Genomic DNA, 25,538 nt, shown 5'->3' with positions numbered 1-25,538 from the left:
ACCAAATCAAATAAAAAACCGGCAACTCTCAAGAAGAGTTTACCGGCCGACGAGCTCGTTAACTTGCTTTAAGGAGAGTCCCATTTCTCTTGCAAGATCCATCGCGGAGGCGCGTGGGTTTGCTTGAAGGAACATCTTGACCTGATGACTTTGTTCGAGATGAAGCTTGAAGCAATCGGCGCACAGCACCTTCTCGCTTTGCATGTGAAGCTTGCCGCAGCCGCGGCAGTTCGATAGATTCATGAAAAAGCCCCCGTCGTTCGATACATAGCACTGTCCGATATCTGTACATTCTGATGCTACACACCTTCGTAAGTGATCTAGCGTTTAAAGGGGGTCGAGCCGCATTAATTGGGATTTAAGAGGATAGGCACTTCCCAATCGACATCCACGTTCTTTTTGTTAAGCTGGTGGAAGCCAATGGTCAAGCGATTCGGTTCCTCCACCATATCAGGAATCGATAGCAGACCGCGGATGTGAACTAAACCTTCTGAATCCTTCCATCTTTCATGAATGGAGAACCCTGACGGCAGCATGCCCCCTTTGTCATCCGTAACCCTAATATCGCCTATCGCAATAACATGCTGGGCTAAGGTTCCTTCAAACTCCATCATAGCGCCATTTTTCGGTACAGGTTGTCCAAGAAACATCTCTTCAGCCTTATCTTGTTTGATCCGGAAATGGCTTAATGTAATCCGGTTTCCTTTGCTTTCAAGAGCCACTGGTTGTTCCTTGAGCTGCTTTGGTGTGATTTCCTTACTCGCATTCACCTTTTCTTGGACATAGATAGCATCGAGCTTGAACGTAAGCTTGCTCGTAGAATTTTCTTTTAACGGAGCGAACAAATCACTCCATACTTTCCATCCGGGAGCACTGCCAGGTTGAGTAACGGGCCCCATTAACGTAAGCTGTTCCGATTTATACCCTTCCTCTTCAATGAACTCTTCATGAACCCGAAGGGTTCGGCCTTGATCATCCAACAACCGGTAGGCAAAATTGTACATAGGAGGCTCGCCCTGCAACACATTTTCCTCGTTCGTCTCCAATACGACGCCAACACCGCTTGGCGCAAGCTCAACCCGCTGAAGTCCGATCACATAGCCCTGCGGTGACGTATAGCGCTGTTCAATCTTAACTGTCTTCGACGCAGCTTTGGCTTTGGTGAGATGAACAGGAATTTGCTTCTTCCAATTGCCCTTGATTCCTCCCAGTTCGGTATAGTTAATATCTATAACGACTTCATCAGGCAACTTTCCCTGAAACAGCAAATTGCCTATCTCGCTTTCCAGAAGCGCACGCTCCTGAATCATTTTGTACGTCCAAGATCCGATCTCGGTTTGCCCTGTTACATCCGTCAGCTTGATTCCTTTAATCAGATCAACATCATCCCTGCCAACAAGCGATTGACCGTTTGCATCCAGCACGTCGCACACTACAGCCACCCGTTCCGTATCGGCAAGCACTTCTTGAATATGGAGAGTAATTCCTTGGTCTACAATCCTCACATCATGTGGAGTTGACATTCCCATCTCAGCGGCATGCTTAAGTCCCTGATCTCCCCGGGTTGTCATGAAAAAGCTTTTCACATAATTAGCTAAAGTCGGAGATAAGAAAGCGCTCAAGGATAACACCAATAGGAAGCCTATGAATGAAACAGCAACCGCTTTCCATACGGTGCCCCACCTTATTTTTCTTGTCGCCCTCATTCGCCGTTTATCATTCAATTGATGCAAAATCCCCTTCGTAAAAGCTTCAGAGAGCAGAGGGGCTTCCTCCAATTGAATGTCCAGCACCGGTAAGGTTTCGTATATGCCTGCAAGTTGATTTTGACAATAAACGCACTGCTCCACATGCTTTTCGAACTTCTGGCTTTCCAGTGGCGAAAGTCGATCCTGGATATAGGAATCCAGTTGTTCAGATATTGTGCATTTCATAGGAGGCACCTCCTTTACGGATCAAGTTCATGCAAAGTTCTCGCAGACGGTTGTGCGCACGATATAACCGCATCTGTACCGTAGTAACGGGAAGCGATAAAACCTCACCGATTTCCTTATAGCTGAGTCCTTCTACATAACGCAGGAGGACAACCATCCGGTAATCCTCATCCAACGCCATAATCTGATCCTGCAGCACCGTAATCCGTTCTTTTTCTAAATATATGGATTCGGGCGTCTTGGATTCAATCATACGGACCTCTTCTGAAGTGATTTGTGGAGCTCGTTTGCGCCTTCGCAATTCATCCAAGCAGTGATTGCTTGCGATTCGAAATAACCAGGATGAGAAATGGGTGTTGTCTTGAAAACTATCTATACGACTATAAGCTTTAATAAAAGCTTCCTGAGCCAAATCCTGGGCATCCTGCGCGTGACCGACCATCCGATACATGAGACCGTATATTCTGCCTTTATACTTTTCTATTAGAGGCGAATAAGCTTCTAAATTTCCACGACGCAGCTGCTCTATGAGCTCTTGCTCAGATCTTTCATGCATGAAAGTACGTGCTCCTTTCTTTGCTATGTGCGGCCGCTTACACAGCTTTATATTCTCTCATATAGTCATAACGAAGTATTGTGAAATATCTTTCATATTTATAGAATTTTTTTTCGAAACAGGCTCCATTTGAGCCCATACCAGATCATAGCGACTATCCAGATGTAATCCGAGCTCCAGCTTTTCCGTTCGTCCTTTCCTTCTATTAATACCGTGAATATACCCGATCTGATGAGGCTTGAGATGCTAAGCTGGGAAGGGTCTGCCTATTCCAAAGCTTATTACGAGCATTGTATCCCTCATGTTCGGCACAGCAGCCTTTACTTTATGCCAATTAAGACTGATTTGAGGACTTATTTGGAAGGTATATTTAATTCAGTGTGGAGTAGCCACTTCATCTGGTCGCTCATGTGCTTATTGTGCTGCTTGGACGGGGTTGTTGGGACTTAACGTTGTTTTGCAGCGTTAAGATGAGCTGCCTTGCTCTATGGGGGAGGATAACGCGGTTTTTGCAACTAGAATAAAAAGTGGACACAACGTTAAGAAAGGTCTCATAATGACTTTAACGAGAAAGAGGTGTCCGAAATGGGAGAAAAACGACAACGGTATAATGAAGAGTTTAAAAGAGAAACTGTAAAATTCATTCAAGAGCAGACGAAAAGTGTGGCGGATATAGCCTTGGAATTGAATATACCAACTAATACGCTACATCAATGGATCTCACAATACCGGAAATTCGAAAATGAGACCCTAGCTAGCCCAGAGAAAGTACGTCAACTGGAGCAGCAGCTCAAAGATCAGGAACGAGAGAACAAACAAAAGGAACGGGAAATAGCAGACCTGCAGGAAGAATTAGCGATCTTAAAAAAGGCTCTGCACATCTTCAGCAAGGAAAAAAACTGAGATTTCAGTTCATTGAGGCTCATCGTTCCGAGTTTCAGGTAGAGAAGATGTGCGAAGTTTTAGAGGTGTCTCGTAGCGGTTTCTATAAATGGTTGAAAGCAGAACCAAGCAACCAAACCAAGCGTAAAGCCGCTATTCTTGAGCGGATACAATATCATTATGATGATTCAGAAAAGCGATATGGAAGCCCAAAGCTGACTCAGATGCTCTTGAATGAGAAAGTTCAGGTCACCGAACGAACGGTGAGCAATTACATGAAGGAGTTAGGCTTACGCTCCTGCGTATCACGCCGCTTTAAGGTTCCAACTACTGACTCGAAACACGATCTACCTATCGCCCGCAATATTTTGAATCAACGCTTTAAAGTCAATCAACCGAATAAGGTATGGGTAGCTGACATCACCTACATCCCTTGTAGAGAAGGACGGCTTTATCTAGCCAGTATTCTGGATCTCTGTACCCGTGAAATCGTGGGTTGGCGTCTGGGCGACCGCATGACTACTGAACTCGTTATAGGCGCGTTAGAGGATGCCTATGTGGCTAAGAAGCCCCAAAAGGGACTCCTGCATCACTCTGATCGTGGCTCCCAGTACGCCTCAGAAGATTACAGAAACAAACTTAGTGAGTACAAAATGATAGCAAGCATGAGCCGAAAAGGGAACTGCTATGACAACGCCTGCATCGAGTCGTTTCACAGCCTATTGAAGAAAGAACTCATTTACTGCACGAGGTTCAAAACAAAGAAAGAGGCCCACCAAGCGATCTTCAGATACATTGAATTCTTTTACAATCGCAAAAGAATTCATAGTGCGCTGGGTTATTTGTCGCCGGTTCAGTATGCAGCCCTCTTACAAAAGAAGAAGGTTTCATAATTTCGAATAACGACTGTGTCCACTTTCTTGACAGAGGTCCATTTTCAGCGTTATCGGGCTTTTTTCGCTGCCAGCACGTGAACTTCCGCACTTTTTTAAGAGTGCTCTGCTAAACCGAATACGTTTATTTGAATAAAATGGACAAAAAGAGCCTTCCGCCATGAGAAGGCTCTCTTTCTTTTATTAAACAATTTCAGGCCTTCTGCAGGCGAAGAGAATTGCAAATGACGGTGACCGAACTGAATGCCATAGCAGTACAGGCAACCCATGGTGCCAAATAACCTGTAACCGCAAAAGGTATCGCAAGTGCATTATAAAATAACGAGAACACGAGATTTTGCCGAATGATCTGCATCGTCCGGCGGCTGATCCCGATAGCACGGACCATGCCTTTCAAATCGCCCTTCAGCAGCACAATATCAGCAGCTGCTTTGGCAATGTCCGTTCCTCTCGATACGGAGATGCCGGTATCCGCTGCCGCCAATGCTGGAGCATCGTTGATGCCATCGCCGACCATAGCCACCTTTTTCCCCTGCCGCTTCAGCTCATTCACTAGAGCCGCCTTATGCTCCGGCAGCATCTCCGAGTAAACCTCCCGTATTCCTACTTGCTTAGCTATTGCCCGTGCCGTTTGCGGATGATCGCCGGTTACCATAACGACACTTGTCCCCATTGCTTTTAGCTGCTGGATCGCATGTCGCGAGGAAGGCTTAATTTGATCGCTTAAAGCTACGGCTCCGGCCCATTCCCCGTTAACCGCCACATAGACGACATTGCTTCCCTGCTGTTCCCAGCGCTCAATACGGGTGGATGGCGGAATCGGAGCGATTCCATGCTCCTGTAGCCAATGCCGGTTACCGGCTATTATCGTCTGTCCTTCCACCACCGCGCGAATGCCGCTTCCCGCCGAAGCTTCGAACCGCTCACATAGCGGAAGCTTCTCCGCATTTTGACCTTGGCCTGCGTGTGATTGTACAACAGCCTCCACAATGGCCCGAGCCAATGGATGCTCAGAATTTTGCTCAGCGCCTGCAAGCAGACGCATTAGCGATTCACTGGACCTTTTTACAGCCATCACATCATGTACTTGCGGCTTGCCTATCGTAATCGTACCTGTTTTGTCCATCAGAATGACCTGCGTGCCGGGGAGCATCTCCAGATGCTTGCCTTCTTTAAACAAGATGCCGAGCTGCGCAGCTCTTCCCGAGCCTACCAGAATAGAAGTCGGTGTTGCCAAGCCTAATGCGCATGGGCATGCTATCAGCAAAACCGCGATGGCTTTCTCCAACGCGCCTCCCATCGCTCCTGGCTCAACAATGAGATACCATGAGGCAAACGTCATCGCGGCTAGAGCGATAATAATCGGGACAAAAACTCCCGAGATTTTATCCGCCATCCGCTGAATAGGCGCTTTGGAATTTTGTGCCTCTTCCATCAGCTGAATCATCTTGGCAAGCGTCGTCTCGCTGCCCACCTCTGTCGCTTTTATTTTCAACATCCCGTTATGATTCAGCGTCCCGCTAATGACGCGGTCCCCAACCTGCTTGTCAACCGGTATGCTTTCTCCACTGATCATAGATTCATTGATGGAAGCATAGCCTTCCAGAATAATGCCGTCAACTGCAATCTTCTCACCCGGCCGGACAATGATGGTCTCACCCTCCGACACATCCTGCAAATCAACGCGCATCTCCTTATTCTCCCTCAACACCTGAGCCGTTTCCGGCCGAAGCTGATGAAGCTGGTGCAAGCTTTTCAGCGTGCGACGCTTGGATAAGGCTTCTAGCCATTTACCGAACCAGACGATAGTCATAATCATGACACTGGCATCGAAATACAGGGAGCCGTGATGAGCGGAGCCTACGGTATGGCCCATTACGGAATGAAACATCAAATAGTGGCTGTAAAAATACGCCGCCGACGTTCCCATCACAATGAGCACATCCATGTTGGCTCCGCCATTTTTGATTGCTTGGAAAGCCCGTATGTAAAAAGGCAGTCCAATTCCAAATTGAACCGGTGTCGCTAGAGCCAGCTGGAACCATGGATTAAGTAGGAGCTCGGGCACCCACAAGGAGGAAGTCAACGTGTGATGGCTGGCCATCGCCCACAGAAACGGAACCATAAATATAAAAGATATAAGAAGAATCGTCCCGGTCCTTGTGATTTCAAATGGATCAGTACGGCTCCGGTTCTCCTCAGACGCATTATGCTCCCTGGAAGAGTAACCAAGCTGTTTGATCTTGTCCTCAATGTGACGAAGTGTAATCCTGCCCGGAGCAAACGACATCGACGCCCTCTGAAGTGCCAAATTCACCTGAATTTGCTCGACTCCATCCATTTTACCTATTACTTTCTCGATGCGTACGGCGCAAGCCGCGCACGTCATTCCCGATATATTCAACACAACCTGCCGGACTGCCGTAGGAGAGGTCACACTCATTCGATTCACTCCACCTTTATAAGGATGCTCGCTTGTACAGTACCAATATATGGACTGGCTGAAGCAATCATGCCTCCACGCAAAAAAGAGACCGCATTAACGGTCCCAGATTGTTGAGAAACCTATGAAACAGCAGATGTCACACGCTACTCCGGTAGGATATCCCCTTCCGCCATCAGTCACTTTCTGATAAAACAGGATTCTCGTCAGACTTGGACCTCGTAACAGTCTCTTTTCTTCCGACAATTAGTCTAGCTCTTCCTCAGACTCCTCACCTTTCGTTCTGCCCATCCACAATAAGCAAGTGATCAGGATAAACGCTATCAAAGCAAGCAGAGGAATCGTAATGAAGCCGAGCCAATTAATATAATCTTCGTTACAAGGAACGCCAACCGTGCAGGGCAGCAGCTTGGCTAGTCCCGGAATTTTTTGCTCCGAATAATGATATAACGATATCATGCCCCCAATGATGCTCAGCGGCAAAATATAAGGAATCAGTCGGCGGTCGTTTTTATAGCATGCCATACCCAGCAAGAGGACGAGAGGGTACATGAAAATACGCTGAAACCAGCACAGCTTGCACGGCTCATAACGCATCACCTCGCTAAAAAAGAGGCTCCCTCCTACCGCAACCAACGACACGGCCCACGCCATATAAAGTCCGTATAATTTACTGAAAGATCGCATAGCGGCTGTTATTCACCCTTTTGAGCCTTTTCAATAGCGGCCTTAAGTTTATTGTAGTCAAACACGTCTTCGAATTTTTTGCCGTTAATGAATAACGTTGGCGTGCTGAATACTTGATTATTACGGGCAAAGGCGTTATGTGCGTCGACTTCCTTCTTGTACGTTTTATTGGCGATATCCTGCTGGAGCTTATCATAATCGATTTGAAGATTTTCCTTTCGCGCCAGATTCGTAATAAAATCGGATGTCGCCCATATTTTCTTTTCATCGCCTTGGTTCTTGTACATTGCATCGTAGTACTTCCAATAGGCTTCGTTATTTTGGTGGAAGATGGCTTGTCCAGCCAAAGCAGACGTCAAGGAATCCGCTTCTGGACTAATGATCGTGTAGTTCATAAAATGAAGCGATGCGATGCCCGTATCGATGTAATCTTTTTTAAGCAGAGGCTCCACCTTTTGACTGAAGACTTGGCAGGACGGGCATTTGTAATCGCCCAGCTCGACGATTTTGACAGGTGCATCCGAGCTTCCGAGTGCTGGCATCGTCTCATAAGGCATTTGTACAGGAGCCGGCTTAGGCAGAGCTGCGATAATAATGGCAATGATAGCAACGACACATATGCCCGTAATCCACATGATCATACGCATCCGCTTTTTCTCTTGTATTTTCTCCTGCTTGCGCTGTTCCTTATAAACGGATTTTTTCGTTGTAGGCTTCAATGAGATCTCTTCTTTCTTTCCGTAGTCGGCGGCTGATAACAGCCTAAGTATTCCCAAAATGTTTCCATTCGTTGCAGCAATGATACTACAGAACGTAGTGTTCTGCCTTAAAAGACGCCTTTCGGCGGCCATCTAATGCATAACTAAAACAAACATCGAACATAGAGCAAAAAGCACCTGCAGTGAAATTAGCGCTGGAGTAAACGGCCAATTTAAAGGAAAGTCGGCTTGCGGCTCAAGCAGTTGTCGAATCCGCATATTAATGGAAGTGTCGGAGAACGAGACATGCGAGATCGGCATAGGTGCCGGCGCTTTTCCTTTGAGGAGCTTTAACAAAGCACTGCCCAGAGGGATAGAGCTGCCGGATTTCTCAATCGAATAGCTATCGGCCAGCACTTCTCTCACAATCTTATAGTTGTGATGGAATGATTTGAGAATCGGAATATACCACATAACAGAGGCTAAGAGTGACATCAGGAATGTTTTCAAAGGGTCGCCATGCTTGCGATGAAACATCTCATGATGGACAACGGCTTCCAGCTCGTCCGAATCAAGCAGATCCATCAGTCCGGTAGATAACACGATCCGCGGCTTGATGAAACCCATGGCAAACGCCAATGGGGCGGCATTCTCTATAACGATGATCTTCTGTTCCTCTACACTCGCTCCGCGAAACCTCTGGTTGATCTCTCTTGTTAGCAGCTCATGACGACGGGCCAGCAGCTTTTTATTAAATAATCTCGACAAATACAGCTGCTTCGCCGCTATCCAGATGGACATCGAAAATGTATAAAATACGACCGTGTTCAAAACATACCCTATCCATTGAATACCAAGAGACTTCATGACACTGTGGCATAATTGGATAAGGTTATACCTGATCTCCCAGCCGGCCAAAAGATGCAATATGTACATGCCCATTTGGACAAGCATCAAGCCCGCCACCAGCATTCCCGATATAAAAATCAACCTGGATCGATACTCCCACCGATTATCCCGCATGGATTACATTTCCTTTTTCAGCTGCTTTATTTTTTGTTCCAACTTCTCCATTAATACCGGATCCGCTTCATCTAAAGCATCCAGCATATGATTGACGACCAGCGGCCCAAATTCTTCGATAAGCTCATGCGTAAGCTCTTTGGACTGGGTGTCGATGAACTGCTCTTTGGATAGTACCGGACAGTACAAGAACGATCTGCCTTCCATCCGTTTCTGCAAAATCCCTTTCTCCACTAGCCGGTTCATCACCGTCATTACGGTATTGAAGTTAACCGCCTTCTCCTGCTCAAGCCTTTGCTGAACTTCTTTAATGGCCTTCTCAGGTCCCTCCCACAAAACTTCCATAATCTTCGCTTCGAGGGTTCCGAAGAAACGGTTCAAACCGCTTTCGTTCGTCTTAAAATGATGAATTTTCAATTGCCACACCTCTCACTACAAATTGTAGTGACAATATTTTTAAATGTCAAGCAATCCCCAGGTTTAGGCTGCTGTATTAACAATTTGTAAATGGCTGTGATGAGCCTTATGATGTATATACTTGGAACTGTGCTTATGCTATACTGTGGTCGAATCACGAACAATATGAGGAATACGGGTGGAGACGATGAGAATACCCTGATCCTACAACTTTTCCCTTCCTAGCCGAAGGAGATGAATTGTATGGGGGGTGGCTATCGTCTTTTTTGTGCTGCAATAACTGCAACAATGAAAGCTATTAAATCCTAAGGAGAGTTCTAATGAATGCAAAAAAACGAAAGATAAGCAGCATTGGATTGGCACTATCCCTTCTTGCAGCACCACTCAGCGGCTTACTCGGACAGTCGGCGGCATGGGCTGCAGCGGACTCACTCTTCATCCCTCCTTTATCCATTACCGAGCTGGTTCAGGACACAAGCAACGTAACCAATTCCTCCGGCACCTCCGTTGACGGATATGAGTACATAGAGCTTTACAATAACAGCAGCGCTCCAATTCCACTCAAAGGGTACAAAATCATCTACAACACAACATCAACGTGGAATTTGGACAAGGATATGACCATCCAGCCTCATGATGCGATGGTACTTTGGGTTCAATCACCAGGGCTGTCCGGAAGCGTTGAAACTTTCAACGCGAACTACGGTTCAAACATTCGACCAGACCAATTTTATCCTATCTCTGGACAAGGCTTGTCCAACAGCGGCTCTCGCACGCTCATTTTAGCTAACAGCGAAGGCTTTAAGCTGAGCAGCGTATCGTACAGCGACGGCACAGGGGCCGACGACGACGTAGTTCTCAACAAAAGCGTCATTTACAGCTATCCGACGGACGGTACGATCGTCATGCGCAAAACCGCCAACCAGCAGACTCCTACACCGGGACGTATCGTTGCCGGACAAGCGCCTGATGAGTCTGCTCCGATACCTCCGAAAGGGCTATTTGCCATACCCGGCGACCGTTCTTCACAGCTGTTCTGGACTGCCAGTGAAAATCCGAATGTAGTTGGTTATCAAGTTATCGTAAATGGCGTGCTTGATGGCACGGTCATCCAAGAAACATCCTATAAGGTAACCGGACTTACCAACTTTACGGAGAATAAATTTGCAGTCGTTGCAGTTACAGGTACACAAATGTCCATTCCTTCTGAAGTGGTCAAAAGCACACCACGCCCTGAAATCATCGACTCCATTCCTCCTGACGCACCGACGGGAACGGCTGCAGCTATTAACGGTATTGCCTCCGTTCATTTGAGCTGGTCTCCGAATACCGAGTCCGATGTAGCTTCTTATAAAGTGTATAAAAACGGAGCCTACGTAACCACCGTTTCCTCATCGACGTATTCGGCCGATCTGGGTTCCTTGTCGGGCGGCTTCGAATACAAGCTCCAAGTATCGGCTGTAGATTCATCTGCCAATGAATCAGCTAAATCGCAGCCAGTCACTATCACGCTGCCGCATCAACCTTTGACTCAGGAAGAAACTGGAGCGCCGATTGTCGGTGATACGTCAGCTTACCAACGGTTTCTTAACGTCAGCGAGCCAGGACCTATTGTTCCTGGACTGTTACAGGGTCTTGTCCCTCAAGGGATGCATTATATTAAAGAAAAGAATTGGGCCATCATCTCCAGCTACCGAGACGACCGCAGAGCAAGCACGTTAACGATCGTCGATCTTCAAAGCGGATCTCTTGTCAAAACGATACACCTTTATAAAAACGGCCAGCCTTTTACTGGACATGCCGGAGGCGTTGCGGTGAGCGACCAAAATGTATGGATCGCATATGGAAAAGAGCTGCTTCGCTTATCCCTACAGGACGTGATTGATAGCCCGGACAATGCGAACCTGTCCTTTATCGACAGCTTTAAGTCGAATACACGAGCCTCCTTCGCATCCTACTCAGACGGAGTCCTATGGGTGGGCGATTACTACAGCTCCCCGAATTATTTGACGACTCCGATTCAAAAAATGACGACGCGCGACAACAAGGTTTACAACGCATGGATAGTAGGCTATAAGCTGGATGAAGCAACGGACCTCCTTCCTGCCGATAGCAAGCTCACAAGTGATGGACTTGTCATTCCAGATTATATTTATTCCGTAACGGATCGTATTCAAGGCGTGACTGTCACAGATGATGAAGTCATGCTCAGCCAGACGAACGGAAATCCGAAGAGTAATATTTTAAAATATAAGGCATCGGTAAAAGAAGCTCCCCATACTACAGTGACGATTGAAAATACTACCGTTCCCGTATGGTTTCTGGATGGACTGAATATGGAAGATTCCTTGGATATGCCGCCTTCCGCAGAAGGGAACTTTATCAATGACAATAAGCTGTACATCTTGTATGAATCCGGCGCTAACATTTACCGCCCAGACATCAATTATCCGCTAGATCGTGTGCAAATCGTCGAGTTGAAAGCTTGGGAGCAGTATGATCATATTGCCATTGAAGGTCCTTCAGTACCTTTGATTGAACAGCAAACCGGCACACTGAAGGTACAGCATTTTCTGGGTGAAAAGGGTACGTTCGACGTTACTTCCGCATCCTTGCTTTCCAGCAGCGACCCTTCTGTAGCCACGATCACTAATGCGGGCGAAATAGCAGCACTCCGAGCCGGAGATACTGTCATTAGCGCGAATTATAACGGAAAAACGGCATCGTACATTATCAAGGTCGTTCCTGAGAATGTCGCTTTATTGAGCCGCCTATCTGTGAACAATGAGCCTGTTACCGGGTTCGACCCGCAAAAGCAGAGCTATACGAAAGAAGTGGCTCACTCCACCGACAGTATTCGTTTACAGACTGCTCTCGTGAGCTCCAAATCCAAGCTCAGCGGGATAACAGTTCAACGCAACGGAACCGTTACTGACGTCACTTATACCGTTAGCGGGGCCGTATATCAGAGCGGTTCTGTCAACCTGACGGAAGGTGCCAATGTATTCTCGATTCGCGTTACGGCAGCTGACGGCACAACCGTCAGTACGTATACCCTCACCGTAAACCGCCATCCTCTTCCTGCACCGCCTTCTGGCTTGGAAGCCGAGAAGGGGCATCGTGAAGCGATATTGCATTGGAATGCAAGTAAGCAAAGCGATGTCATTGGCTATAGCGTATATCAGGACGGCAAGAAGTTGACCCGCCAGCCGATCAAGCAAACGAAATATAAAATCACAGGGTTGCCTAACGGGAAAAAACATCATTTCAGTGTAACAACAGTCAACCAGTTCAATGAAGAATCTGCTCCGACGACCATTGAAGTGAAACTGAAAGGGAACTAGAACGTAAAAGGGAAGTCATTCTCCTACGGTTTTGGAGGACGACTTCCCTTTTTAATTACTTGCAGCGATGCATTATTCCATGCCTATCGCAATCATAATTTGTATCCAAGCTCCATGGTCGGTAAATGCTCCAAATCCTTTGCCGTTGACGGCTCTATGGTCTGACCATTGGCACGCGCCAATGTGTAATATTCGAAGTTTCCAATGACGGAGTAATCTCCCTGCATGACACCGGGATAAGCCCGGTTCACGGAATACACCTGACTTTGATAAGCCTGAAGCGCCTGGCCTTTCATCGTTCGATAAGGGCTGATATCGATCTTGCTTGTAATGCAGCAGCGGTTCTTTGGTCCGGAATCCGGACAGTGATCGTAATAATTAGGAATCGAATTATAGTAGAACTGGGGGCAAGCCCCCGGGGGATACTGAGCTTCCGCCAGGATGACGGCTTTCTCTGTAGCCCTCGAAATGGCGATATGATCCGGATGTCCCGTAACTCCGTCCGGCGGAAATGAAATGATGACCTGCGGCTTTAGCTCCAGTAGGGTCTCGCAAATTTGGCGCGCAAGCTGATCGCTGTCCAGATCCATCAAGAAGCCGTCCTTATGACGGTATAGTATCAGGTTGTGTACACCTAGAAAGGAGCATGCTTTCCTCAACTCCTCTTCGCGGTGCTTCGCTAACTCTTCACGGCAGCTGAATTGGAACGTGCCGGATTTTCCCTTGCATCCCGAAGTAGCACAAATCAAGGATACCTCATAACCATGATGATGTGCCTTGGCAATGGTTCCTCCGGCTGCGAAGGATTCATCGTCAGGATGGGCGTAGACGAATAACCATTGTTGCTTCATTCTTATCCAACTCCCCGCCATCAATAATAGCTAGCCTTCCGCCTCCCTGCGTGAAGCGGAATTCAATAGAGACAAGCCCATTGCCGTAACCCCATCAATCGGTTCCCCCCTCGCATCGTCAAGTCTAGCATAGGGTGCCAGGTTTTCAAATTTGCGAGTCAGCATTTGACGGACAAGGCTGTCATTTTGCAGCACGCCGCCCTGCAAAATAAGCAGAAACGGTTTGTGCTTCATGCCAAGGCGATCTACAACGGCCCGAATGCCTTGAAAAAGCTCTTCTGCTGCCAGAGCCAAAATATGCTTAGCCTGCTCATCTCCAGCTGCTGCAGCCTGGCTGACCAACCGGGAAAGCTCGCCCACTTTTTCCACCGAATAATCCGGTCCATAGGTCCAGTTAAAGAGCTCCTCCTCATCGAGCAAGCCTAGGTACGGTACGATCCAACCGCCTAATTGGGTAGTTTCGCCCCTGCCATCATATGCTCTTAACGCTGCCATGATAGCCTGCTTGCCAATCCAATATCCGCTGCCTTCATCCCCAACACGATGCCCCCACCCACCGGCCCTTGCCGTCAAGCCTTCCTCATTGATCCCGAACACAATGGACCCGGTTCCGGCAATAGCGAGAACGCCCGGACTTCCATCCGTCGCCCCTGCCAGCGCAGCAAATCCGTCATTCTCCACAATCAGCTTCCGGATATGAATAGGCAGCGGTTCGAGCGCCTGGTGTACCAGCTCTACGATGATGCTTCTATCATATGCCGTGTCCAATCCGGCAATGCCCATAACTGCACTCTCAATATCGATTTCTGCCGGCTCCTCATGGGGACCGTTTCGCTCCATGAAATCCGAGATCGCTCCTTGAATACCTAATCTTAGCTCTTTAATCGCTGCAGCCTTACCCACACCTTGATAGTTGCAAGAGCCTGCTCTTCCTTGTCCAAGCAACGTCCCCTTGGTATCCATTAGCACAGCAAGACACTTGGTTCCACCTCCGTCGACGGCCAGCAGAGGAATGTGTAGGCGCGCCATCAGGTCTCGCTCCATCTTTGTATAGTTTCATCCAAATATTGTTGAGCACGCTGCCTTGAGTCATTGACCTGCTGCACCCACTGGAGATCGGAAGCACGCTGCTGCTTGCGAAGCTCGATCATCCGTTTCACTTCCTTAGGGCTTGGTCCGCCCGGCAAATCTCGGATCGCAATGAAATGAACGGGATCCAACGCTTGAAGCAGTGTCTTCTCATCCATCGAGACCTTACGCCCGATGACATCCATCGCTACTTCATTAACCAGCGATAAAGTAATTTGATTAGCTGCCAAGCCGGCTGCCAGCGCTTTATGCACAACATCGCTTACGATGTGATGCGCTTTGCGGAAGGTTAAGCCGTCCGTTCTAACTAGCGTATCGGCAAGCTCCGTAACCGTTGCAAAACTTCCTTCAGTTCGCTTCCGAAGCACTTCCTTATTCACATCCATCGTTCCGATGACGGCTGCCAGCAGACGATATATACGGTCCATCATGTCCAAGCTCTTCCATGCATAAGGCTGCATATCATCCTCCGTATCGACGATATCTCCGAACGGAGTGTTATGGATCATGGTGAGCACGGTACCCGCATTACCGGCACAGCTGGACAACAGTGCGCGCATATGCTCGAGTGATACCGGGTTCCGTTTTTGCGGCATGATGGAGCTTATTTGAACATAAGGAGCCCCGACCTTTAATACGGCAAATTCCTGGGTGCACCATAGCAACAAATCCTGGACGACTCGTCCTAAATTAATAGCCGCCATCTGTACCGCTGATGCCACTTCCCCCAAATAATCCGCTCCGCCGATAGCGTCGTAGGAATTATCGATCAGTTCGTCGAAGGCCAGTAATTCCTTCATCCGTTCCCGGCTGATAGCAAAGCCAGAGGTAGTAAGCGCAGCCGATCCCATGCTGCTGCGATTGCAGTTCGTATATGCGGCCGTTAGCCTGCGAATGTCCCTGCCTAAGGAATCGACTACAGCCATCATATAATGCGCCATCGTAGTGGGCTGGGCTTGCTGCGTATGGGTATAGCCTATCATGACCGTTTCTGCATGCTCTTCCGCAAAGGCGAGTAGATGCTCCATCAAATGAAGTGCCGAGCTTAGCGTCACCGATAGCTTCTCTCTCAGCACCATACGGTAAATCGCGATGCCCATATCATTGCGGCTTCGGGCCAAATGCAGATTGCCAGCAATATCGCCTGCATGTTCAAGCAGCTGATGCTCCACCTGAAAGAATAAATCCTCAAACTGTCCGGTGTAGCTCGAGCTTCTGAGCGCCTCCAAATCCAAAGCGCTGATTGCCTTCGCAATCTGTTGCGCTTGTTCTTCCTTTACAAGCCCTCTTTCCTTCAACATGATCAAATGAGCTTTATTTATAGCCATCATAGGATCCAGCAGCTGATTCTTCGCTTCGTTAAATGCAGGCTCCAAAACAACCTCCGCATAGGTCTTGCCGGGAAATGAAGCTCCTTCTACTCTCAACAACTCTTCACGAAATCCCACGCTGCTCACCCTCTCCATTCCCTTTTATCGTGCCCAACCAGTTCTTCAGCAGCTCATTCATGTTGTTAGCCGCTTCCTCTACAATCCACTGCCCCGCTTCCAACGAGGTTTGTTGAATATCTCCCGTATATCCGTCCCATCCATCAGGTGATCCTTCCACCAGTACATAAGGTAGAGATGATAGGGGCTGGCTTGCATATAGAGACAAGTCCGATTCCTTCACATGAACCAAATCAGGTCGAAACGCTTTTACGGCGGACATTTCATATGGACCTCCATGACCTCTCCCAGCGGTCCCATGAAAAATCCCCTTGCGTTCCGCGCTTTCCAACGATACCATCTGCCACCAGTTAATAAGCAGAAAACGAGCGTCAGCATATTTACCAGTAACGGCCTCCGCAACGGTTCGAGACGGTCCCATATTGGCATCATGAGCATTCAGCAGCACAATATTCCTTATCCCTAATTCACATATGCCTTCAACGACATCCATCATATAATCGATAAACACAGACGGTCTTATGGAGATCGTCCCAGGATAGTGACGGGTTTTCCCTGGGCAGGCCGTGTAAGGAATAACGGGATACAGCAAGGGCTCTAGCGTCTCCTCGATCCTTTCGGCAAAGCCGTTTGCCAAGATGATATCCGTACTCAAAGGCGAATGAGGTCCGTGATATTCTATCGATCCTAGAGGCAGCACGGCAAATTGCACCTTTTTCTTTACCTGCTCGATATCCCGACCATGAACATGGATTGCGTGCATAAGGCACATTCAACTCCCGTATCGGTTATTCAAATCCCGGAGAACGCTGCGAAAGCGTTCCCCGGCTGTGATACCAGCTTACTGCTTTTGACTGATCATATTAACGAACATCCGGATGGAACCAGGAACCAGACTTGGAATTTCGCGATACCAGACAATTGAGCTATAAGTATAAACGCCTTTTCCGTATGGCGCTGTTAGGAACGTGCCTGTGAATGGTTTTTCCCCTGGATCACCATTAGAGATCAATTCGGTGTACTCCTTACCCCATTGGGACGGATTGTAAGCCGAACGGTCTTGTATCCAGTGATCCCAGTCTGCATCGGTAATTTTGTTCGGATAATTGAACATCGGGTGATCCGGTGCAAGCGTCGTAACTTTGGAATCCTCATCGGTTACCCGCCATTGAATTAACGGAGAACCAATAGTAATCGGGTAAGGAGCTAGATCTGGTGTCCACTTATCTTCCGGCTTGTGATACTGCACTACAAGATTGCCTCCATTCTGAACATAGCTGAGCAGGCGCTGATTGCTCGGGATCAGTTCTGGACGGAAAGCATAGGCGCGAATACCAAGTACAATGGTGTCATATTTCGATAAATCGCCGTATTGAATATCTTTCGCTTCCAGCTTTTCGACATGAACACCGACCTGACTCAAATATTGATCGATATTATCAAAACCACTGGATACATAACCGACCTTCAGATTTTCCGGCACAGCCAGATCAAAGGCCTGAATTTGCAGCTCTGCTGGTTGAACCATATACGTTCTGCCAATATGCGGGTACTCAATGACCTGAGCTCCCTCTTTGCTTACCACACTGCCATTCTGTGCAACAGCCGATACCGTGTAGCTGCCAGGCGTAACGGTCGAAGACCCTTTGACCGAGAACGCTACGGACTTCGTTTCTCCCTTGGATGCGAAGGTCAGCTCCTCTACTGCTGGCTCTACCGTCCAGCCTTTCGGCACATTCAACGAAATCGAAGCTTTAGACGCTCCAGGGGTATAATTGCGAACCGTGACTTTTACAGGGATGGCTTCATCGGTTTTTAACGTGTTCAACACGGTTGCACTTGGGTTAAGAGACATGGAGTATGGCGGTAACACGGCAACGGTGTTTTGAGGCGTAACCTTCAGCTTTGTGACCGTATCGTATGCCTGATACTCGACATTGGCACTAAGTACGGATGGCGCATAAGGTTTAAATTTAGCTGCATTTGCAGGAAGCGTTACATCGTATGTCGCCGATACCGTCTGATTGTTCCCTAGACGATCGAAGCTTGTGCTGCCTGCTGCTTTGGCTGTCCAGCCATCAGGAACGTTCAGAGCCAGATTAATTTTTTCAATTCCACGTTACCGCCATTAAAGGCCGTGACTGTGACCTTCGTCGTTTGCCCTGCCACCAGCTCGCCTGTAGCCGGCTTCACCTTAGCTACAACGGAAGTTGCTTCCATACTGGCTTTATTCAGCTGCTCATCCTTCACCTTCAAGCGATACATCAGATCTGTTTTGGTTGCTTTATCGAGACTTGAAGCATTCAGATCCGCAATCGCTGTCTGCAGATCCGCCTTCATTCCATGAACCTCTTTCGTTACGGCAGCAAATTTCGGATAGGCCGCAATCACCTGTTCGGAATCCTTTTGCAGAACACGCAGATCCTTCGCTATTTTCTGATCTTTGGCCTTGGCGTCCACTTCTTTGGCCAAGTCTTCATACGTATAAGCGATACCGTCGAAAAATCCGGATTCTTTATCTGGCATTTTCACTGTAGTCGATAGAAGCTTGTAATAATTGCCGAACAGGTCTGGGGTTGCAGCGCCTTCATCATACACGCGTCCCATGCCTTGGCTTTTGTGCATAAACCGCGACTCTTCCCCAAGCTGCAAATAGGATGCCCCGTAAATCTCATTGTACTCGCTGACAGGCACGACTACATTGTAATCCTTAGCAGTTCCCGGTACGTAAAGCTTCTTCACCTGCCATGGCTGAAGACCTTTTTGCAAATGCTCAGGGAACACGTTAGGATCTGCAGCATCCTTGAATGCTTTGACCGTAATGACATTGATCGCTCGATGATGTCCATGGGTCGAATCCTCATTCAGGAAGGATGGATAGACGATATCCGGACGGTCCTCGCGAATTTTGCGGATCAGGCGTTCATAGGCTATGGATTCGCCCCATTTTTGCAAAGTCTCATCCGGGCTCTTGGAGAATCCGAAGTCATAGATCGGGTCGTTAATGTCCTCACTCAGCATGCTTAAGGTAATATTCGTTACCTTGGAGGCTTCCTGAAGCTCGCGGGTACGAATAATGCCAAGTGCGTTACCAAGCTCGCTGCCGATCTCGTTCTGTCCGCCTTCGCCTCGGTTAGCGATAATACTGAACGTATTCACGCCTTGACCCAGTGACAAATAAGCAAGTGTCGCACTGTGCTCGTCATCGGGGTGAGCCCCCGTATTCATGGCGCTTGCAATCGTCGTTAAAGGCTTGATCGATTTCCATAGATCCACCACACCTCGATCTGCTTGAGCAGGTTGTGCCGCCGGAAACAGCAGACCTCCCGCTACGGCAACGCTTGTTAGCGTCGCCAACCATTTCGATGTTGACTTCCCTCGTTTCAAGCTAACTCCTCCTTTTGTCTTCAACTGTTCTTACCGCAGGAATTGGCCAAGTTCCCGCTGTATATGTCACGTGGGTTTCCCACGAAATGACCGAACACCAAGCTCTTCAGAAGTAACGCGCATCCACGATCTTTGGTAGGTGCAAGCAGCGTATCCTAAAGCTATCCGTTGAGTTATACTGCTGTGGTCGTCGTATCACCTGAAATTTTTCTGGAAATGAACAGCACGATCACGATCAATAAAATTTGCAAGACTCCATAAGCGCAAGCAGTGCCAAACTCAAAAGAATACATCCGCTGGAAAATTTCAACCGATATCGGTGCTGTTCTCGTCGTGAACAAGAGGATGGAAGAAACGAATTCACCGATCCCTTGAACAAATGCAAGCAGCGTCCCTACAAGCACTCCGCTTAAAGCCATAGGAAACACCACCCTACGAAAGCTGTACCACCAGGATGCTCCAAGATTACGTGCGGCTTCTTCCACTGAGCCGTCCATCTGCATCAAGGTAGCCGACGTCGAACGAAACACCAAGGGCAGGTGCCGGACAAAATAAGCAAGCGGCAAAATCCAGAAGCTGCCGATCAGCACCTGATTGAAGCTGAATACGGACGGCTGGCTGAAGGCTGCGATCAAGTTCACCCCTACGACCGTACCAGGCAATGCCCAAGGAAGCATAATGAGCACGTCGAGCAGTGTCTTCCCTCTAAACTTCATCCTTACCATCGCATAGGCCGCCGCCACACCGAAGATGACATTGCCGATGGTGGCGATGAAGCTCATCTTGAAGCTGTTGCCGATAGGTCTCCATGTCTTGCTGTCCGTAAACAGCTTCACATAATGATTCGCCGTATATTCAGGAGGCAGGATTTGCGTCGTCCAGGTTGCGTCTTTAGAGAATGAAATCAGCACCAGAACCAGAATAGGAAGCAGCAAAATAACGACTCCGATGAACGAGAGGATCATAGAAACGTATTTACCGGCAGCGCTCTTTACCTCTGTTCGGTGAACGCTGACGCCCTTGCTCATATTTTGATAGTTGCGTAGATTTTGATACCACCTCATGATCATGAGAAACAGGATCGAGACGATCGTTAATATGGTGGACTGCGTCGCCGCCATATCCAAATTCCCATTGGTTCGAGATAAATAAATTTGCATGGTCATTGTTCGCTCGATACCGAATATTAGCGGTGCCGTGTAGGATGCCATCGAGATCATAAAGACGAGCAGCGAAGAAGCGACCATCGCCGGCGTAAGCATAGGCAGTATGACGCGCCTCCATACGTACAGCCGCCCTGCCCCAAGGCTGGATGCAGCTTCCTCCAGTGAGGGGTCGAGCCCTTTGATTGCCGCAGAAGCTGTCATATAAAAGTATGTGTACATCGTGAACGTATGGACCATCAGAACGCCCCAGATGCCTTTTAACGAAAAGGGAACATGATCCATTTGAAGCAGCAGCTTCAATGATCGGGGAATAATTCCGCTCTCTCCATACAAAAAGGTAAAGGACAGAACCCCAACCAGTGGCGGCAGCGCCATAGGAACCATCGCTAATACCGTCAGTATTTTACGTCCTGGAAATTCGTAACGCTCGAGCAGGAAAGCCATAGCCACTCCCACAATGGCGCAAGTAATGACGCTTAGCACCGAAATGTAAATACTGGTCCACAGCGCTTCCAAATTGGATGTGTGCTCCAAGCTGAAAAATTTGGCATAGTTTTTTAACGAGAACTGGTCCTTCACTTCAATGCTTTGAACAAAGGTCTGGAACAACGGGTACACCACATAAGCCAGCAGCACGAGAAACAAGGGAGCTACCAGGACATATATGAAATATCGCGACGACGTTATAGAGGTCCATGGGCGTATGGACGGGGATTCGGATGGTCTAGCATTGTTCATCATTCGTCCCCCTATCTAACCTAAGAAATAAATACTGGATTGTGGAATATGAAAGAAGATTTCTTCACCACGTTGACGAACTCGATGCCCGATGTTCACAAACATAGCCTTCAGAGAGGCTTCACCAATTTGCGTTAAATAGTTGACGCTGACTCCTGTAAATTCAGAAATCGTCACCGTCCCTCGAACCACATTGTTCTCGCTAGGTTCAGAGGGCTGCGCCTCCATGACGGATTCAGGTCGTATCGACACGGTAATCCTGGAACCAATCTCCAGCTTGCATTCAGGAGAGGCGTTGTGTATAAAGCCGCTAAGTACTATATCTGGACCGAAGCGTGCGAAAGCCACATCCCCTTCGATCCGCTCGATCGTACCTTCCCATAAATTCGATTCGCCAATGAACGAAGCGACGAACCTGTTCAAGGGACGATTATATATTTCCTCAGGACTTCCGATCTGCTGGACTACACCACCCTGCATAACCATAATCCGATCCGACATCGCCATAGCCTCCGCCTGATCGTGTGTGACATATATGGTGGTAATACCAAGCTCCAACTGGAGTCTCTTGATTTCCAAACGCGTCTCTTCCCTAAGCTTCGCATCCAAATTGGATAACGGTTCATCCAGCAGTAAGATTTGCGGTTCAATCACAAGCGCTCTTGCCAAGGCAACCCGCTGTTGCTGACCGCCTGAGAGTTGGTCGATCCGGCGCTGACCGTATCCTTCTAGATGTACCATCCGCTGCGCGCGCTCTACTCTTTGCACCAATTCAGGCTTCGGTACTTTTCTCACTTGAAGGCCGAAAGCAATATTTTCAAATACCGTCATATGGGGAAATAAAGCATAATTTTGAAACACCATGCCGGTATTTCGTTTGTTCGGAGGCAAGTTCGTCACATTATGCTGTCCAAACACGATACGGCCTGCGCTCGGATAATAAAATCCGGCGATCATTCGGAGCGTCGTCGTTTTGCCGCATCCGCTCGGACCGAGAAACGTGAAAAACTCCCCAGGCTTAATATGAATATGAATATCTTCAACGCCTTTAACTTGACCAAATTGCTTACTGACATGATCCAATGTGACATCTATCAAGCGGGGTTCCCCTCCCTTATTGATCAGGCGGAGCTGAGCTGCGTGTGCCTGAGACGCAATAGTTTTTTGGTTAGGACATCCGTGGCGAGGGATCATTGAATCCCCCGCCGGCAGATGGATTATACATAATGTCCGTCAATATCTGTTACTAATAAGCAGTTCTTATTACTTAGCGCCTTTACCTTTGATGTTCTCATCCCAGTACTGCATCCAATCCATTTCTTTGTTCGCCATTATAGTCCAATCCAGATTCATCGGCTTCAGCTCAATGCCCTTCAGCCACGCTGGTAGCGTATCTTTGCTAATGTCCGTACGAGTAGGAATTTGGTATAGCTTCTCCGCCAGCTCGACGCGCAGCTTGGAGTCGAAGAGGAATTCATAGAATTTCTTCGCCGCATCCATATTTTTGGCGCCTTTGACGACACCGACACCGTCTACGAGTACCGGAGCTCCGCTCGCCGGATAGATGAAATCGAACGGCTGCTTTTGAAGCTCTTTCTGAATCATGATGTCCTGAAGGTTCCATAGTGACAGCGTACCTTCTTCCCTCGCCAGCTTCAGGTACAGGTTCGTAGGGTCCTGAGCGTATTCCTTTGTATTCACATCAAGCTTTTTCAGCCAGTCGTAGCCTTTTTTCGGATCTGCGGCATCCTGACGGAATATCATGGCCGAATATATCGTTCTCATCGTTCCGGAAGCTAACACGCCGCGAATGATGATTTTTCCTTTATATTTGGCATCCAGCAGATCGTCCCAATCTTTGGGCGCATCTTCTTTTTTCAGCGCTTTGGAATTGTACATGATGACCTCAGGAAGCAGCATTTCCCCATACCAACGGTCTTGAGCGTCTTTATACAAGGCTGGCACATTATCCGCAAAGCTCGGTTTGACACTTTCCAGCAGCCCTTCGTTCGCTGCGGTCATCAAGGCCGATTGCGTGCCGCCCCACCAGAAATCGGCTTGTGAGTTCGCTTTCTCCGCACGTACCCGCTCCAATATTTGTTGAGCTCCCATGGTGAGAACCTCTACATCGATGTTCGGATTTTTCTCTTTGAATTTAGGGATAATTTCGTCAACGACATTTTTATCTCTCGCAGTATAAATGACGAGCTTTTGTTTCTCTGGTGGCTTCGGCGTGGCGCTAGGCTTAGGTGCCTCTGTCGCCTTCGGCGCTTCCGCCGTAGGCTTCTGAGTAGCCGTAGGCTTCTGAGTAGCCGTCGGCGCTGCCCCGCCGCTGCAAGCTGTGGTTCCCAGCATTACGATGCTGAGAGCCAGGCTGGTAAACCATGAACCCCTTTTGCCTAACCATTGTTTCATTGGATAATTCCTCCTTAGAGTTTTTCTGTAGGAAAAACTTGCTTCGTAAGCGAGAGGCTATTGAGAAAAACTAATTTCAAAAATGTAGGACATGGTACTCCGGTGGGGTATCCCCTTCCAGCCGCTGTTGTTATCGGGAAACTTTGAATTAATCTGCTTATAGCAGTAGCTTCCCGATAACAAAGGCGGACGCTATCGCTCCTCCAGGGGACACCCCACCTACTTCCAATCCTATTTTTTGGGGCGTTATTTTCTCACCAGCTGAACAAACCTTCACAAGTTTTTCTTACATTACTATTTTCTATTTTCCTTTCAATCGCGATGGAAAGGCTTCCAAAGCGCAATGAACGGCACCGATGATACCCGCTTGATCACCCAAAGAAGCCATTTTGATTCGAGGCACAAAAGGCACCCATTCCGCGAGCAGACGAAGCATCGATTGAACACCATCTTCTCCGATATGGACCATTTCGCCGCTTAAAATGAGCAGCTGCGGGTCCATCACACTGGCAATATTGGCAATTCCATATGCCCAGTGCCGGTACACATCATCGAGCAGTCCTTTCGCAGCTGCCTGGCCTTGACGCGCATGCTCGATAAGCTGCGTCATGATGCTCTTGCTGCTATCGTCTGCTTCTGGGAGGAATGATCTGGCTTTTTTTCGTATCGCAGGCTCTGAGTAATTGTTCTCGAATACACCGAACTCCCCTCGCCCCCGCTTTCCAATGGGTCCGATCATCATGTAGCCGATCTCGCCGCTTGCCTCCATCGCTCCTCGATAGCTTTGCCCGTCAATCATAATGCCAGCACCGATTCCCGTGCCCACATACATGAAAACCAAGTTGGAGCAGCCCACACCTGCACCCTTGTAAAACTCCCCTAGGGTCATTAAATTAACATCATTGTCGATAACGACCGGAAGGCCGAGCCGTTCCTCAATTTCCTTTTGAACCGGCAGCCCCATCCACCCCGTACTCGGGGCATAGCTTACCGTACCTTCCCTTCGCTGGGTAATGCCCGGCAAGCCTAAACCAATACCGAGCAGCCTGCTCTTATCAAAGCCGCTTTGCTTGAGCAGCACAGCAAGCCCTCGTTCTACACCTTCAATCGCCATTACCCCATCCAGTGGCTGTGTAAACCGCGTTTTGTATTGGAACTGCACCTCGCCTTTCAAATCAGCAATAGCCAGCTGTATGGAGCTTCCTTCAAATACTGCCCCTACTACGCCAAAGGCTTGAGAATTGTATTCCAGCAAAATCGGCTTGCGCCCGCCCTTGGACTGCCCGACCCCAACCTCATGAACCAATCCCTCGCGAATCATCTCATCCACTAACGCAGAAACGCACGGTCGGCTCAATTCTGTCAGTTTGGCCAAATCGGCTCTCGATAACGGCGCTTTTTCTTTCAGTTGATGAAGGATGCCTTCCCGATTGAGCTGTTTGACCAGCTTGGTATTTCCTGTCTGTCCCCGACCGAACAATGGTAACGTTCACCCCCTTCATTAGTTAAAATAATTAACAAAGGCTGACTTTGATCCTAATCTATGCGCCCGAATCAAGCCTTATGA

17 protein-coding genes and 2 pseudogenes are annotated in these 25,538 nt (G+C 48.3%); 2 read left to right on the top strand and 17 right to left on the bottom strand.

Features of this window, described 5'->3' with window-relative positions; genetic code table 11:
• Nucleotides 1–39 precede the first annotated feature (39 nt).
• From QMA13_RS08575 to QMA13_RS08565, 3 genes are all read right to left on the bottom strand, one after another.
• Entirely contained in the window at nucleotides 40–243 is a 204-nt protein-coding gene (locus QMA13_RS08575) for a hypothetical protein (protein ID WP_282940884.1), read from the bottom strand.
• 104 nt (nucleotides 244–347) lie between these two features.
• Nucleotides 348–1,934, bottom strand: coding sequence for a DUF4179 domain-containing protein (locus tag QMA13_RS08570; RefSeq protein ID WP_282940882.1), 1,587 nt, complete (start codon nucleotides 1,932–1,934; stop codon nucleotides 348–350).
• Nucleotides 1,915–2,490, bottom strand: coding sequence for an RNA polymerase sigma factor (locus tag QMA13_RS08565; RefSeq protein ID WP_282940880.1), 576 nt, complete (start codon nucleotides 2,488–2,490; stop codon nucleotides 1,915–1,917). Before QMA13_RS08565 ends, QMA13_RS08570 begins: the two co-directional genes overlap by 20 nt.
• Nucleotides 2,491–3,075: 585 nt before the next feature.
• Between QMA13_RS08565 and QMA13_RS08555 the strand changes: the two are divergent.
• Nucleotides 3,076–4,265, top strand: a pseudogene (locus QMA13_RS08555) (IS3 family transposase).
• A gap of 193 nt (nucleotides 4,266–4,458) precedes the next feature.
• Here QMA13_RS08555 and QMA13_RS08550 read toward each other — a convergent pair.
• The 5 genes from QMA13_RS08550 to QMA13_RS08530 form a co-directional block, all read right to left on the bottom strand.
• On the bottom strand, nucleotides 4,459–6,708 hold the full coding sequence (locus QMA13_RS08550) for a heavy metal translocating P-type ATPase (RefSeq protein ID WP_282940877.1): 2,250 nt from the start codon (nucleotides 6,706–6,708) through the stop codon (nucleotides 4,459–4,461).
• A 246-nt stretch (nucleotides 6,709–6,954) separates the two neighbouring features.
• Complete coding sequence (locus QMA13_RS08545; RefSeq protein ID WP_282940875.1) at nucleotides 6,955–7,395, bottom strand: disulfide oxidoreductase; 441 nt, start codon at nucleotides 7,393–7,395, stop codon at nucleotides 6,955–6,957.
• A gap of 8 nt (nucleotides 7,396–7,403) precedes the next feature.
• A complete protein-coding gene (locus tag QMA13_RS08540) occupies nucleotides 7,404–8,114 on the bottom strand; it encodes a DsbA family protein (RefSeq protein WP_282940874.1) in 711 nt (236 codons plus the stop codon).
• Nucleotides 8,115–8,246: 132 nt separating this feature from the next.
• Complete coding sequence (locus QMA13_RS08535; RefSeq protein WP_282940872.1) at nucleotides 8,247–9,116, bottom strand: M56 family metallopeptidase; 870 nt, start codon at nucleotides 9,114–9,116, stop codon at nucleotides 8,247–8,249.
• Nucleotides 9,117–9,119: 3 nt separating this feature from the next.
• Nucleotides 9,120–9,533, bottom strand: a complete 414-nt coding sequence (locus tag QMA13_RS08530; protein WP_282940871.1) for a BlaI/MecI/CopY family transcriptional regulator — start codon at nucleotides 9,531–9,533, stop codon at nucleotides 9,120–9,122.
• Between the two features lie 320 nt (nucleotides 9,534–9,853).
• On the opposite strand from QMA13_RS08530, the gene QMA13_RS08525 reads away from it, so the two are divergent.
• Nucleotides 9,854–12,877 carry a fibronectin type III domain-containing protein gene (locus QMA13_RS08525; RefSeq protein ID WP_282940869.1) on the top strand — a complete coding sequence of 1,008 codons (3,024 nt, stop codon included), beginning with the start codon at nucleotides 9,854–9,856 and terminating at the stop codon, nucleotides 12,875–12,877.
• Nucleotides 12,878–12,969: 92 nt separating this feature from the next.
• Here QMA13_RS08525 and QMA13_RS08520 read toward each other — a convergent pair whose 3' ends face one another.
• The 9 genes and pseudogenes from QMA13_RS08520 to QMA13_RS08480 all read right to left on the bottom strand — a co-directional run bounded on the left by QMA13_RS08520 (nucleotide 12,970) and on the right by QMA13_RS08480 (nucleotide 25,451).
• Nucleotides 12,970–13,728, bottom strand: coding sequence for a PIG-L deacetylase family protein (locus QMA13_RS08520; protein ID WP_282940868.1), 759 nt, complete (start codon nucleotides 13,726–13,728; stop codon nucleotides 12,970–12,972).
• 30 nt (nucleotides 13,729–13,758) lie between these two features.
• The gene (locus tag QMA13_RS08515; RefSeq protein ID WP_282943342.1) at nucleotides 13,759–14,757 is read right to left on the bottom strand and encodes a BadF/BadG/BcrA/BcrD ATPase family protein; all 999 of its coding nucleotides are present in this window, start codon (nucleotides 14,755–14,757) and stop codon (nucleotides 13,759–13,761) included.
• Nucleotides 14,757–16,283, bottom strand: a complete 1,527-nt coding sequence (argH, locus tag QMA13_RS08510; RefSeq protein WP_481858147.1) for an argininosuccinate lyase — start codon at nucleotides 16,281–16,283, stop codon at nucleotides 14,757–14,759. The genes QMA13_RS08515 and argH overlap by 1 nt, the downstream gene beginning before the upstream one ends.
• The gene (locus tag QMA13_RS08505; protein ID WP_282940866.1) at nucleotides 16,252–17,028 is read right to left on the bottom strand and encodes a creatininase family protein; all 777 of its coding nucleotides are present in this window, start codon (nucleotides 17,026–17,028) and stop codon (nucleotides 16,252–16,254) included. Before QMA13_RS08505 ends, argH begins: the two co-directional genes overlap by 32 nt.
• A gap of 78 nt (nucleotides 17,029–17,106) precedes the next feature.
• Nucleotides 17,107–19,652, bottom strand: a pseudogene (locus QMA13_RS08500) (NEW3 domain-containing protein).
• A 173-nt stretch (nucleotides 19,653–19,825) separates the two neighbouring features.
• Complete coding sequence (locus QMA13_RS08495) at nucleotides 19,826–21,559, bottom strand: ABC transporter permease (protein WP_282940864.1); 1,734 nt, start codon at nucleotides 21,557–21,559, stop codon at nucleotides 19,826–19,828.
• A gap of 12 nt (nucleotides 21,560–21,571) precedes the next feature.
• Nucleotides 21,572–22,654, bottom strand: coding sequence for an ABC transporter ATP-binding protein (locus QMA13_RS08490; protein WP_282940862.1), 1,083 nt, complete (start codon nucleotides 22,652–22,654; stop codon nucleotides 21,572–21,574).
• A gap of 165 nt (nucleotides 22,655–22,819) precedes the next feature.
• Nucleotides 22,820–23,971 carry an extracellular solute-binding protein gene (locus tag QMA13_RS08485; RefSeq protein ID WP_282940860.1) on the bottom strand — a complete coding sequence of 384 codons (1,152 nt, stop codon included), beginning with the start codon at nucleotides 23,969–23,971 and terminating at the stop codon, nucleotides 22,820–22,822.
• A 301-nt stretch (nucleotides 23,972–24,272) separates the two neighbouring features.
• Nucleotides 24,273–25,451: an ROK family transcriptional regulator gene (locus QMA13_RS08480; protein WP_282940858.1), complete on the bottom strand. Its 1,179-nt coding sequence runs from the start codon at nucleotides 25,449–25,451 to the stop codon at nucleotides 24,273–24,275.
• Between the last annotated feature and the right edge of the window lie 87 nt (nucleotides 25,452–25,538).

The sequence above is a fragment of the Paenibacillus sp. RC67 genome, from assembly GCF_030020805.1.
Classification (GTDB): Bacteria; Bacillota; Bacilli; order Paenibacillales; family NBRC-103111; genus Paenibacillus_S.
Note: the sequence above shows the minus strand (reverse complement) of the source record. Positions and strands in the feature narration are given on the sequence as shown.